The organism is Mycobacterium nebraskense (assembly GCF_002102255.1).
GTDB classification, from domain to species: domain Bacteria; phylum Actinomycetota; class Actinomycetes; order Mycobacteriales; family Mycobacteriaceae; genus Mycobacterium; species Mycobacterium nebraskense.
In genome coordinates, this window is record NZ_LQPH01000097.1 from 1 (window position 1) to 12,303 (window position 12,303).

Here is a 12,303-nt window from a genome sequence, read left to right on the forward strand (position 1 = left end):
ATGCCATCGGGCGGCGGGGAGCGATGTGCGAGCGCGCCCAACGAGGTCGCGACGGCGAGTTGGCCGCCCGCCGAATCTCCCGCGATCGCCACCGTGCGGTTTGACGCCGATTCTTCAGAGCCGGTCAACCACCGGTAGGCCCTCAGTGCGTCGTCGGCGGCCGCGGGATACGGGTATCGCGGAGCCAGGCGGTAGCGGACGGCGAACACCGGCCTGAGCGACGCGGCAGACAGTTCGCCTAGCAGACCACGATGGGTCTGCGGGGAGCACATGGAAAAGGCGCCGCCGTGGATATAGAGAATCGGCGGCCCGTCCGGGTCGACGTCCGGGGCAACGATCCAGTCGCCTCTCACCCGATCGCCAGCAAAGACGGTGTCGACCTGTTCAACTCGCAATCCGCGCCGCGGGCGGGACGCAATGAGCGCCGCCCGAAGCACCCGGTCCATTACCGCGAGCCCGTACTGGTTAGACGGTAGTGCTTGCGTCAGTGGGCGCAGGATCCCGCGGGCCGACGTCGCGATGAGATAACTTGCCGTGCTCGGATGCTGTTCCGAGTAAAGGGTTGTCACGATGAGCTAAGTACCTTTTCAGTGGTGCGCCGCTCGAACGAATAGTCACCAAGGTCGAAGGTGCGACTACGCCAGAAAGATTCGAGGGTGGTCGTCGGGCGTAGCGGTACGTCGCCGTGTTTGTCGAAGTAGTAACTATTGGCGGTTGCGCAGCTGGGTTGCCAAAAGACTTGGCGGTGGCGGCGTTTGAGCATTTCGGCGAAGAAGCGGTCGTTGGCTTGCCGGGTTATTTCGACGTAGTTGGCGTGCCGGGACCGCGCATGGTGAAGGCATCGCACGATGTGCCTGGTCTGGGCTTCAATGAGCGTGAAGTACGAGGAACCGTTGTATCCATAGGGTCCGAAGATGGAGAAGTGGTTGGGGAATCCGGGCACGCTGACGCCTTCGTACGCTTGGAGCCGATTCTCGTCCCACCACTTGGCTTGATCGAGTCCACCGATCCCCCTGAGCGAATAGGTCGGCATGTTCTCCGGTTCCATCACTTTGAAGCCTGTGGCGAGGATGAGGACGTCGATCTCGTGCGATCGGCCGTCGACGGTGTGGACGGCGGCGGCATCGAAGTGGCTTATCGGACTGGTCTCGAGGTGGACGTTGTCTCGGTTGAATGTGGCCAGGTACTCGTTGTGAAAGCTTGGGCGCTTACACCCGAGCGCGTAACGGGGGGTCAGTTTTTGACGGACGGCGGGGTCGGTCACCTGGCTGCGCATGTACCGCAACGCGGCACGCTCGATGAGTGACGCCAAGGGAATGGCGGTGTGGAAGTGAGCGGCGACAGGGAACGTGACTTCGACGAAGGTTTGACTCGCTGCGCGCGCCGCGAGTTGTCCGCCGGGAGCGTATTTGAGGAACCCTCTTGCCAGCCGCGGCACCGGGAAGTCCAGTTTCGGCAGGCACCAGATCGGTGTGCGCTGGAACACGGTCAGCGCCTTGACGTCTTTCGCGATTGCCGGGATCAACTGCACTGCCGACGCGCCCGTTCCGATGACAGCCACCCTCTTGCCGGCGATGTCTTCGTTGTGGTCCCAGCGGGATGTATGCATGGTGATCCCGCCGAAATCATCGACACCGGAGATATCCGGCCGCTTGGGGCGTGTCAGGACGCCCGAGGCGTTGATCACGAAGCGCGCGGATAGGTCCTGTCCTGCGGCCGTGTGCAAGCGCCACAGGGTCGCGTCCTCATCGAACCAAGCTTCAGTCACCTTGACGGCGAAGCGGATTCGTGGGCTAAGACCGTACTTGTGCGCGCAGTGTCTTGCGTAGTCCTTCAACTCGTTGCCGTGCGCATACGTCCGCGACCATGACGACCGTTTTTCGAAGGAGAATTGGTAGCTGTACGACGGAATGTCGACGGCGATGCCCGGATAGGTGTTCCAATGCCACGTTCCGCCTACGTCGTCTGCCTCATCGACAATAAGAAAGTCCGAAAAGCCGGCTTTCAGGAGTTTTATCCCCATTCCGATCCCGGAGAATCCTGCACCGATCACGATGATTTCGAAGCGGTGCTTATCGCTGTGGTCCATACCGTCCTTCTGGCTTATCTGGGGGCTGATGCCAGGCACCTGTCGCCGACTGCCTAGCCGGAGCCAGTCGCGGCTCAAGCACGATCCACCATCCGCGGTGATGCTGCCTCGGGTGAAGCGGTTTGCGCCGAGAAACGAACACCTTCGCGCTTGTCGACGGACACGCGATCGTCGTTGCGCTGCCGTCCTCCTTTGCTTGCGCCGTGCGAACTCTCCGCGGCCAACTCGGGCCGCGCCCGCCTGGGCTTCTTGCGGGGAGGGGGCTGTGAACTCATCGAGTAATCGTCGAGCTCGACCCTCGCTAGTTGTCGGGCGAATTGGGTGGCGAAGCCGGGATACATGGTCCCGTTATAGCCGTCTTCGGTGAGGTACCAGCTCTTGCATCCGGAGTTCCACGTCGTGCCGGCAAGCCGACGCTGGAGTTGGGCGTGATAGCTGTTCTGCCGGTCCTCTTTGACGTCGAAGGTCTGAATACCGCCTTCGATGATTATGCCGATGGCGTCGACGATGTAGCGGATCTCCGCTTCCAGGTAGACCAAGGCCGAGTTGTGTCCTGGCCCGGAATTCGGCCCGAAGGTGAAAAAGAGGTTGGGATAGCCTGAGACGCTGACGCTCTTGTAGGCGTAGGCGCCGTTAGACCATTCCTCCGCAAGCTTTCGACCGTCCACGCCGGTGATGGGAAACGGTGTGCCGGCCTTGCACACATCGAAGCCGGTCGCGAATACGATGCAATCCACCTCGTGTTCGATGCCGTCCGCGGTGCGAATGCCGATGGGCGAGATGGTCGCGATCGGCCAGGTGATGAGTTTGCAATTGTTCTGTCGGAGAGCCGGATAGTAGTCGCTGGTCATCAGCATGCGCTTGCAGCCGGGCCGGAAGTCGGGCGTCAGTTGTCGCCGCATCCACGAATCTTTCACCTGGCGACGAAGGTTCGCCTTGGCCGCCCAGGCGATGGCGGTAGTGGCCGGGGTGTTCCACACCATGCCGACGGCCATGACTTCGTGCGCCCAAAACCATGCCTGGCGAGCGGCGCTCTGCAGAATCGGTAGCCGACCAAACGCGGCCTTGGCAACACTGGGGTGCGGAAAATCAGGCCGGGGAAGCACCCAACCGGGCGTCCGTTGAAACACTTTGACTGATCGCGCCGTCTTCACCAATTCCGGAACAATCTGCACCGCGCTCGCCCCGGTACCGATTACCGCAACACGTTTGTCGCTCATGTCATAGTCGTGATCCCAGCGCGCGCTGTGGATTTTGTGGCCTGCGTAGCTGTGCAGTCCGCGAATGTCAGGAAAATTTGCATTGGCCAGTGGGCCGCTTGCCATCACCACCGTGCGCGACCGGTAGCTTGACCCGCCATCCGTTTCGACGGTCCACGTGCCGCTGTCTTCGTCGAACGCCAGGCCGGTCACGTTGACGTGGAAACAGATGAAGCGCGCCAGCGCGTGCTTGTCGACCATGGCCTTGATGTAGGCGAGTATCTCGCTGCTTCCCGAGTACGCACGCGACCAGTCCGGATTTGGTTCGAAGGAGTACGAATACAACAATGACGGAATGTCGCAGGCGGCACCGGGATAGCTATTGTCACGCCAGGTTCCTCCGACCTCGCCCGCGCGCTCCAGGATGACGAAATCGTCGATACCCCGCTTGAGTAGTTGGATCGCCGTGCCAAGTCCGGCAAAGCCGGCTCCGATGATCAGAACACTGGTCGTGTCGCTCATCTGGCCACCGGTTCATAGGTCAGCTCATCAGTCCATGACGGCGTCTTGCCGAGCACTTGCGTGGGGAAGTGGTCGATCACCCTACCGAGGCGCTGCGAGATGAAGTGCAGCGGTTGGGAGTGCTTGATCGTGGCAGACATATGGGCCTTGAGGATGTGATAGGGGGGAACACGGCGGGTGTGCTCGCTGCGATCGCCGACGTTCGAGTAGCGGGTGACTGCGTTGTACAGCCTTTCCTCGGACAGGCCCCAGGCGTTCAGGTTTATCAGCATCCGGGTCAGCAGCGGGATGTAAAGCAACGCACCGGTAAGTACCCTCGGGTCGATAAGAGCTCCCACCGTCTGAATCGCATGGATCCTCATTGGGCTGGCGCCCAGGTCGTTGAGCACCTGAAAACCCACCGCCAGGTGGCGAGACTCGTCGCTGTTGACCTTGGCGAAAACTTCGCCGCACACGGGATCTGACACCTCGTCCACCAAAAACTTCAACAGTGCTCCGTCCAGAGCGGTTTCTAAAGCCGGTATGGCAGCACCGATCACCGTCAACGGAAGTGCTTCGGCGTATCGGTCCAGCCATTCGATGACCAGCCGGATGTTCTTGTTCGGCACCGGAGTCTCGCCCTCCTCGAGCATCCCCCAGCGATGCATGAGAGCGAGCTCCACGTTGGCGTGCCGCTGCTCTTCGGCGTGGAAATACCTGTAAATCTCACCCAACGCGTCGAACGGCGCCTTGGGGGCCATGGCCGCGAAAGCGCGGGCACCGACATGCTCGATCCATACCACGTCTGACATGAACTGTTTCAGGCTGGGGCGCTGTTCGTCGGTGATCAACTCGGCACCCGGTGCGTCCCAGTCGATGTCGGCCAGCGCCCACTGGCGGTCTTTAATCGTCTGCAGCATATCGCCGTATTCGAAAGCCATGTCTCCTCCTAGGTTGTGTCAACGCGTTATTCGCTGGATGAGTCCCATCGCGTGGGTGAAGGTACCCGGCATGGTTCTCTTGAGCTGCCAGAGGATTTTGGCGTCGAGTTGCGGCAGGACGTATAGCTGGCCGCGGTCGTGCGCATCCAGGGTGGTTCGTGCTACCGACTCTGGTGATACGCCGGTCCACTTCATCAAGTTGGCGGCTAGCGTGGCCGCCGATTCCTCGATGCGTGGATTGTCGACGATATTTGTTTTGACGAAGGTGGGGCATAGGACGGTCACCGTGACGCCGGTTCCGCTGAGCTCGGCTGCCAAGGTTTCGGACAGCGCGAGTACGCCCGCTTTGCTCACGTTGTAGGCGGCCATGCGGGGGGCCGCACCGAAGCTTGCCGCCGACGCGACGTTGATGAGCCCTCCGAATCCACGTTCCCGGAGCCGCGGGACAAAGACTTCGCAGCCGTGGATGACTCCCCACAGATTGACCGACAACGTCGCGGACCAATCGCTCGTGGATGTCGCACCGACGACGTTGCCTCCAGCGCCAATTCCGGCATTGTTGATCACCAGTCCGGGAGCGCCGCCGAACCACTTCTCGGCCGAATCGGCAAGATCCCGGACCTGATGCTCGTCTGAGACGTCGCAAACAACGCCGATGCCATGACCGCCCAGCTTGGAGATCAGGTCCGCTGTCTCCTTGGCGCGAATGCCGTCGATGTCGGCGCACACCACACGGCCGCCCCGGCGCGCCAGCTCGACGGCAAATGCGCGGCCAATGCCGCTGCCTGCACCGGTGATCACCGCGTCGGCACGGTCACTCCGGCGGGGGGGATTCCCAAACGGCAGCAGCCTCATCGGAGTATCCGCCGTTGCTGCGATCTGACGGTTGATTCCGTCGCTGCCTCGAAAGCAACTGGTGGCACCAGCCACCATTGTGGGCACATGCCGTCAGTTTGGTGTGACCTACGTTGCTTTGTCAAGATGGAAATGTGCGGACGAAGGCGAAACGATGGGGCGGGCGTACCGGCGCGGAACGCCGCGCGGAACGTCGGCAGCGTCTGATCGATGCCGCGACCGAGATCTGGAGCGAAAGCGGTTGGGCCGCAGTCACCATGAGGGGCGTTTGCTCCCGGACCAGCCTGAACGACCGCTACTTCTATGAAGACTTCAAGACCCGCGACGAGTTGCTGGTTGCCGCCTGGGACGGGGTACGGAACGAGATGCTCGGTGAGGTTTCCGCGACCCTCGCAGAACGCGTCGGGCAGCCGCCCCTCGAGACTATTCGCATGACCATCTCTATGGTGGTCGACCGCATCACACAAGATCCCGGCAGGGCAAAGATCTTGCTGACCCAGCACGTGGGCAGCTCACCGCTGCAAGACCGGCGCGCTGTTGCCCTGCAAGAGGCGACGCACCTCGTGGTCGCGGCGAGCAAGCCCCATCTGAGACCGGATGCCGATGAAACCGCGCTCCGCATGGACACCTTGGTGGCGGTTGGGGGCTTCGTCGAGCTGATCACCGCCTGGCATGCCGGCTTGCTCGACGTAAGTCAGGAGGAGATCGTCGAACACACCAGTCGGCTCGCCGAAACCCTAGCTGAACGTTATCTGGTGCACGCGCTCAGCGTCGATGACGTGCCCGGGACGCTACCGTCCTGATCGTGGGCGTCAAACCGGACACGCACTCAGCATCGCCGGGCGTGGCCGCGAGCCGATAGAGCGTTTGCCGATGCCCCGGATTCAGGAACCGGCGCCTCGCCTATGTTCTGCAGCAGCACGTAGGTGCCGAGGCTGCCCAGGAAACCTGCGCAGTGTTGGACGAGTTCATCAGTACTGAAGTCCAGTTCGCCGTCCAGCCAGCGGCGCAGAACCTCGAAGAGTCCTCCGACACCGAGGGTTGAAGCCAGATGCGCGACGCCCACCGCAGAGTCGGCGATATCCAGGTGAAGTCTGGCCTCGCGCAGCACGAGGTCGGCGAAACCGGCCATCAATTGGCTCCGCAACTCGCGAAGGAGTGGCTCCGTTGCGGATTCAACGAACAAAATGCGGGCCAGCCGAGGATCGTCTTCGATCATGTTGACCAGTGCGCGGATGGGGGCATACGCCAACACGTCGGGTGGCGCGCCGGCGTCTGGGATCGCTTGGACTATTACGTCTTGGAAGGTGGCATAGAGCTGCTGGTAGACGGCCCGCAAGAGCGCGTCGCGGTCGGAGAAATGCTGGTAGAAGTAACGCGAGGTGACACGTGACTCGGCGCAGACGGCAGTCACGGTGGTGGCGGCCACGCCTCGGGTACCGATCAGCTCGATAGCGGCGTCGATGAGACGTGTACGCCGGTGCTGATGGCGCTGCTCTGCAGACACTCCGCGATACACCCGGACTGAACGCATAGACACAGTTTGTCATCTAAATCTGACTAGGTATAAAGTCAGATTATTGAGGTCCGCTTGGAGATGGGAGTAGCACATGACCAGTGAGTCGCCCACACGGCCAGCAAAGAGGGTGCTGCCAAAGGCTCGCCGTGTCCGTTTCGCAATGCCTGCTGGGACCAGTCGCCAGCACTTCGTCGACGGCGACTTGGTGATGAGCCACTTTGTCTCTACCTTGTCGGCAACGTTCCCCGAGGGCGAAGACTTCTTCATCCGATCGGTGCGCCAGTACCGTGACCAGGTCAGCGACCCCGACCTCCAAGAGGCGGTCAAGGGATTCATCGCGCAGGAGGCCACCCACCGGCACCAGCATCGGCTGCTTAACGAGCGGCTCCAAGCGATGGGCTATCCGACCGACGGGATCGATCGGCACATCAAGAAGTTGGTTGACCGGCTCGAGAAGCGATTCTCTCCGAAGATGCGCCTGGCCGTGACGGCTGCCCTTGAGCACTACACGGCGACGTTCGCCGAAATCATTCTGACCAGCGACGAGGCACAAGAGCTGATCGGCGACACCGAGGTCCGGCCGATTCTGCTCTGGCACGCTTTAGAAGAATCCGAGCACAAGGCCGTCGCTTTCGACGTCTTCGAGACGGTCGGTGGAACCGAACGCACCAGGGTCTGGGGAATGCGGATTGCCACAGTCATCTTGTTCACCGAGTTGGTCATCCAGACCACTCGCTCTCTGGCGGGTGACCGCGCAGCCTACAACCCACTGCGCTTACTGCGCAGCCTTCGAGCCTTCCGTCGTTCCCCACTGTTCAGCCCGGACGCGGTGCAGCGCTTCCGTTCCTACACCCGCGCCGGCTTCCACCCCGACGACTGGGACAGCACCGAAGTCCTCGAACGCTGGGCCAAAGAACTCTTCGACTCCGATGGCGCCCAGCGAATCGGGAGCCGCGTCTAGCATCAACGGTGAGCGCGAGCAGAGAAGCACTGGCACTAGGTGGCTTACGAACTCGTCGTCGAAGGCGATCCCTACGGTACCGGCAGGAGCACACCGTCGATGAACCGGTCATTTCGAATTAGACGGGAGACTCATTCACCGCCGCGGGTTGTCGTCGACACAGACGCTGGCGCACCTACATGAACCGGGATGTTACTGGCCGGGGGCGCAGTGCTTGATCATCTCACCGAGGTTTTGGCCGACCCGCTCAGGTGCGATACCCACCGACGGCGGGTAGAGCATGATGTGGTCGAGTACCCCCTCGTAGCGGCGCAGCCCGGCGCGCACCTCGCTGGCGGTGCCAGCGACGCCCATCACGTCGATCATGTCGTCCGTCACCGCGTCGAACATGGCCGCAAAGTCACCGCGTGCGAAGGCTTCTCGGATAACGGCACCCTGTTTGGCGAATCCGCAGAAGTCGAGCAGCGGTTGGTAGGTTCTGACTGATGCGTAGAACGCGATCTGTTGCGCGACCTCGCGACGGGCGATTTCCGGGTCGTCGTGGATGGAGCACATGACCATTGACACAATCTCGACGTCGTCGGGATCGCGCCCGGTGCGTGCGGCGCCCTTGGCCACCGCGGGCCGCACGACTTCCTCCACGTAGGCGGTCGTGAAGAGCGGATGCCCGGCCAGCCCGTCAGCGACCCGGCCGGCGGCTTCGCACATCCGCGGGCGCACCGCGGCGGTGATGATCGGAATATCGCGCGCAGGCGGGTCTACCGGGCCGCTGGGGATGAGATTCATCTGGTAGAAGCGGCCTTCGTGGCGGACTGGTCCCTCGTGCAGGTTCCAGATGCGCCGAATAAGGGGTACGAGTTCCTCGACGCGCAGGGCGGGGGCGCTGGTATCGGCGACGCTGTGCCAGTTGCTCATCATCCGTTTGGTGCCGTTGCCGATGCCGAGCACGATGCGACCGCCGGACAGTTCGTCGAGATCGCGCGCCTCGGTCGCCAAGACCAGCGGGCTGCGTCCGACGCCGTAGAGAATCGACGACCCGATGCGACACCTGTCAGTCGAGGTGGCCATTGCCGCCATCGAGATGGATCCCGACCGGGTATAGAACTCCGATGCCCACACCGCGTCGAACCCGGCCTGGTCGGCCGCGGTGGCGGTGACCTTCATCGCGGCAAGGTCAGGGGCTAGGACAGAGAGTCCAAAGGTACTCACTACTGCGGCTCCATTGCGTTGTGTTGTGCTCCTGAGCGATGTCGGCGAGCCCGTTGGACGAGGAGCAGTCATCGTGGACCGGCCGGAAGCCAGTGCCGAACAGCTGCACCGGATCTCGCTGCTGCCAGTCTGTCAATCGTGCAACGCGAGCGCGCCTGTGGGGCAACTCGCCACGGCATCTTCGATCAGTGCCCTGTGACATTCGGGTGGCCCAGGATTCAGGATGTGGAGTTTCCCATCGTTACTGACCTCGAAGAAGTCGGGAGCCAGGCCTTCACACATCCCGATTGACGAGCATCGATCGCGGTCGACTGTGATTTTCATGCCACGCTGCCTCACGTAGTCGGGGTGAAGCGGACGGGAAGATGATTCACCCCGTGGAAGAAAGTGCTAACGGTATAGCTGGGTGGCCCGCAGACTTCAATATCAGGCAGGCGGTGCAGCAATTCCCGGAAGAGCGCGGCGAGTTGCTGCCGCGCCAGCTGATTGCCCAAGCAGTGGTGGATACCTCCACCTCCGAAGCTCACGTGCGGGTTGGGGTCCCGTGACAAATCGAACTTTTCCGGGTTGGTGAACACTGTGGTGTCCCAGTTGGCCGAGCTGTAAAAAAGTACGACCTTGTCACCTTCGGTGATCTGTTGTCCGCCCAGGTCGCAGTCGCGAGCTGCCGTTCGGCGGAAGGTCATGATCGGGGTGGCCCACCGGACGAACTCTTCGACCGCTCCTTTGATTCGTCCGTCGAAATCCTCCATCAGCCACGCTCGTTGATCGGGAAAGTCGGTCAAGGCTTTCATCGCATGACTGGTGCTTTGGCGCGTGGTGTCGTTCCCAGCGATCGTGAGAAGTATGAAAAACGAGACGATCTCATCTTCGGTGAGTTTTTCACCGTCCACTTCAGCCTGAACGAGGTTCGTCATGAGGTCGTCTTCGGGCTGCCGGCGACGTGCAGCGATGATTTCGCGGGCGCCGTCGCCTAGGAATCCCATCGCTTGGAAAAGGCGAGGTATGACTGGGTCGTCGCCCATCACCTCGGGGTCGCTCCACCCACCGGCATACCGTGATTCCCACGCGATGTCGCGGCGCATCGAGTCCGGCACGCCCATCATGTCGAAGATGTTGTGCATCGGCAGCAACGCCGCGCATTCGTCGACGAAGTCGGCCTTGCCCTGTGGAGCCAGGTCGTCGACGACGCGCTTCGCGTTGGCCTCGATCTGATGGTGGATCAGTCGCATCTGCTTCGGCGTGAATGCGGATGCCAGCAATCGTCGAATCTTGGTATGACGCGGCGGATCCATCGCAATGAAGCCTTGAGCGGTGTCGAGCAATTCCTGCGGGATCGACTCCATGACAATGCCCTGACCTGACAGGAAATCGTCGTGTCGCCGGGTCGCCTCGACAAGCAACGGATGCGTAACCACAGCCCAAAAGCCCCGGTCGTTCCCGTCGTCGATCATGGTGTGCTCGACTCGCGGGTGCCAGCTGATGGGAGCACGTTTGCGCAGTTCGGCGTATGTCTTCTCCCGGTCGGCGGCGGTGCCGGCCCAAAATGCAGTCGAGGACAAGTCGGCAGAATCATATGGACGTGCTGAACGCCGCTCCGCCGACGTTTTCAGTGCGGACGTCGTGCTGGCAATCATGAGAATCTCCTAAGGTTCGTGCGGCCCCACTCCAAGTGTTTACAATTATTCCTTCAGAGTCAACATTTGAACATAAAATCCTTAGTGTTAACGCGCCTCGCCTGCGGAGGAATGAACGCCCAAATAGCGAAGTGCGATCCGCGAGATGCGCTCCCCGGTCGTCTCGGCGTCGGCGGTCGGAAGCACGACGTGACTCACCGTCAGCCTTACCAGTGCATCGGCGACATCATTGACGTCATTGGCGTCCAGGCCTGAAAAGTGCTCGTTGAACCAGGTCACGAGGGCTGCCGAGGACAGCTCCAGTAGCGACGCAGAGGTCGGCAGGAGCGGCAACATACCGGTTGACTCAGCGACCGTCCTGTCCGTAGGCCGGTTCGATGTCAGCACCGCCTTCAAGAGCGGGCTCGCTTCCGCTTCCTTCAGTGTGTACGACACCGCAGCGGTGATGCCCCCGCCGACGTCTCCGGCGTGTTGTGCCAAAACTGCGTGAATGCCATTCAAGAAGCGTTCGCCTTCGGCCACAACCAGCGCGTCGCCCAGTCCCTGCTTATCGGTGAACTCCTTGTAGAGCGTCGGGCGGGACACGCCGACAAGCTCTGCGACTTCACCCATGCGAACGCGATCCCAGCCCTTCTCGATAGTGAGGGTCCGGGCAGCCCTCAAGACTTGCTCACGCATATGCCGGCGAAACGAGAGGCGAACGGACTCTGTTGGCATGGTGAGCAGGATATGCGTCTTGCACAAGTGTTCCGTCGGGGCTATCGAGGACCACGCCGACAACAATGCACTTCGCCGGTTTGGCTGTCCGGGTTCCGCTACTTCTCACCATGGCACTGTCATCATCCGGTGGAACTCGCGACATCGGCTTGGCGACCGCCACGCTTCGAGCTGATGCCAACGTCGCGATCGAAGTCTGGGGTTCCCCTGAAAAAATGGACACGGATAACTTGCTTCCGCGACAGGGTTCAGCGTCCGCTCGTAGTCGATAGGTGAGCGCGTCCCGATCGCTTAATGCCTTGGTTGATTATTGTAGAAGTTCATCCAATTGTCAACTCCTGCAATCAATTCCGCTTTGGTCGCGTAGGGTGTGCCGGTAGTAGCATTCCTGTTTGAAACTCGACCACAGCGACTCGGCGCCGACGTTGTCCCAGCATTACCCGCGCAGCGCCCACCGCGCGCGAACACCCCCCGCTGCACGGCCACGGTGACCAACTCGGTGCGCATGTGATCATCCACAGCCCAACCCAGTGCCCGCCGCGAGTGCTCGTCGCGGATCGCGCACAAGAACATGTCGCCCTCCCCGCAGCCCAGATAGGTGTAGGGGTCGGACCGGGGCGCGGTGTCGGCATTTCTACCGATCCGTTTCCCCGGCCCGCCCTCCGAACCCGGCTG

The 12,303-nt window shown here is 61.7% G+C and carries 12 protein-coding genes; 2 read left to right on the forward strand and 10 right to left on the reverse strand.

Translation table 11 applies throughout. The features are described 5' to 3' along the window. From AWC17_RS10110 to AWC17_RS10130, 5 genes are all read right to left on the reverse strand, one after another. Positions 1-569: alpha/beta hydrolase fold domain-containing protein (locus tag AWC17_RS10110; protein WP_141224570.1), on the reverse strand; the 569-nt coding region annotated here is incomplete at its 3' end. Beyond that, a complete protein-coding gene (locus AWC17_RS10115; RefSeq protein ID WP_007168396.1) occupies positions 566-2,089 on the reverse strand; it encodes a flavin-containing monooxygenase in 1,524 nt (507 codons plus the stop codon). The genes AWC17_RS10115 and AWC17_RS10110, both read right to left, overlap by 4 nt. Positions 2,090-2,163: 74 nt before the next feature. Continuing rightward, the gene (locus tag AWC17_RS10120; protein WP_042909902.1) at positions 2,164-3,810 is read right to left on the reverse strand and encodes a flavin-containing monooxygenase; all 1,647 of its coding nucleotides are present in this window, start codon (positions 3,808-3,810) and stop codon (positions 2,164-2,166) included. Next, on the reverse strand, positions 3,807-4,730 hold the full coding sequence (locus AWC17_RS10125; protein ID WP_007168394.1) for a hypothetical protein: 924 nt from the start codon (positions 4,728-4,730) through the stop codon (positions 3,807-3,809). Before AWC17_RS10125 ends, AWC17_RS10120 begins: the two co-directional genes overlap by 4 nt. A gap of 18 nt (positions 4,731-4,748) precedes the next feature. Then, positions 4,749-5,585 carry an SDR family NAD(P)-dependent oxidoreductase gene (locus AWC17_RS10130; RefSeq protein WP_007168393.1) on the reverse strand — a complete coding sequence of 279 codons (837 nt, stop codon included), beginning with the start codon at positions 5,583-5,585 and terminating at the stop codon, positions 4,749-4,751. Positions 5,586-5,719: 134 nt separating this feature from the next. Between AWC17_RS10130 and AWC17_RS10135 the strand changes: the two genes are divergently transcribed. Further along, positions 5,720-6,388 (forward strand): TetR/AcrR family transcriptional regulator, encoded by a 669-nt coding sequence (locus AWC17_RS10135; RefSeq protein ID WP_023900852.1) that lies wholly within the window; start codon positions 5,720-5,722, stop codon positions 6,386-6,388. 26 nt (positions 6,389-6,414) lie between these two features. On the opposite strand, the gene AWC17_RS10140 is transcribed toward AWC17_RS10135, so the two are convergent. Next, a complete protein-coding gene (locus AWC17_RS10140) occupies positions 6,415-7,119 on the reverse strand; it encodes a TetR/AcrR family transcriptional regulator (RefSeq protein ID WP_057969459.1) in 705 nt (234 codons plus the stop codon). A gap of 76 nt (positions 7,120-7,195) precedes the next feature. Here AWC17_RS10140 and AWC17_RS10145 point away from each other — a divergent pair, with 76 nt between their 5' ends. Next, positions 7,196-8,065, forward strand: a complete 870-nt coding sequence (locus tag AWC17_RS10145) for a metal-dependent hydrolase (RefSeq protein WP_033712834.1) — start codon at positions 7,196-7,198, stop codon at positions 8,063-8,065. Between the two features lie 192 nt (positions 8,066-8,257). Here AWC17_RS10145 and AWC17_RS10150 read toward each other — a convergent pair whose 3' ends face one another. From AWC17_RS10150 to AWC17_RS10165, 4 genes are all read right to left on the reverse strand, one after another. Continuing rightward, the gene (locus AWC17_RS10150; RefSeq protein ID WP_033717470.1) at positions 8,258-9,274 is read right to left on the reverse strand and encodes an LLM class flavin-dependent oxidoreductase; all 1,017 of its coding nucleotides are present in this window, start codon (positions 9,272-9,274) and stop codon (positions 8,258-8,260) included. A gap of 132 nt (positions 9,275-9,406) precedes the next feature. Then, positions 9,407-9,598 (reverse strand): ferredoxin, encoded by a 192-nt coding sequence (locus AWC17_RS10155; RefSeq protein WP_074021704.1) that lies wholly within the window; start codon positions 9,596-9,598, stop codon positions 9,407-9,409. A gap of 11 nt (positions 9,599-9,609) precedes the next feature. Further along, entirely contained in the window at positions 9,610-10,911 is a 1,302-nt protein-coding gene (locus tag AWC17_RS10160; protein ID WP_007168386.1) for a cytochrome P450, read from the reverse strand. Positions 10,912-10,998: 87 nt separating this feature from the next. Next, a complete protein-coding gene (locus AWC17_RS10165) occupies positions 10,999-11,589 on the reverse strand; it encodes a TetR/AcrR family transcriptional regulator (RefSeq protein ID WP_007168385.1) in 591 nt (196 codons plus the stop codon). Positions 11,590-12,303: the final 714 nt, after the last annotated feature.

What these genes read in the sequence shown, in the direction of transcription:
- AWC17_RS10120 (WP_042909902.1), bottom strand. Translation starts at nt 3,810, where the DNA reads ATGAGCGACACGACCAGTGTTCTGATCATCGGAGCCGGCTTTGCCGGA.
- AWC17_RS10115 (WP_007168396.1), bottom strand. Translation starts at nt 2,089, where the DNA reads ATGGACCACAGCGATAAGCACCGCTTCGAAATCATCGTGATCGGTGCA.
- AWC17_RS10165 (WP_007168385.1), bottom strand. Translation starts at nt 11,589, where the DNA reads ATGCGTGAGCAAGTCTTGAGGGCTGCCCGGACCCTCACTATCGAGAAG.
- AWC17_RS10160 (WP_007168386.1), bottom strand. Translation starts at nt 10,911, where the DNA reads ATGATTGCCAGCACGACGTCCGCACTGAAAACGTCGGCGGAGCGGCGT.
- AWC17_RS10125 (WP_007168394.1), bottom strand. Translation starts at nt 4,730, where the DNA reads ATGGCTTTCGAATACGGCGATATGCTGCAGACGATTAAAGACCGCCAG.
- AWC17_RS10145 (WP_033712834.1), top strand. Translation starts at nt 7,196, where the DNA reads ATGACCAGTGAGTCGCCCACACGGCCAGCAAAGAGGGTGCTGCCAAAG.
- AWC17_RS10140 (WP_057969459.1), bottom strand. Translation starts at nt 7,119, where the DNA reads ATGCGTTCAGTCCGGGTGTATCGCGGAGTGTCTGCAGAGCAGCGCCAT.
- AWC17_RS10130 (WP_007168393.1), bottom strand. Translation starts at nt 5,585, where the DNA reads ATGAGGCTGCTGCCGTTTGGGAATCCCCCCCGCCGGAGTGACCGTGCC.
- AWC17_RS10155 (WP_074021704.1), bottom strand. Translation starts at nt 9,598, where the DNA reads ATGAAAATCACAGTCGACCGCGATCGATGCTCGTCAATCGGGATGTGT.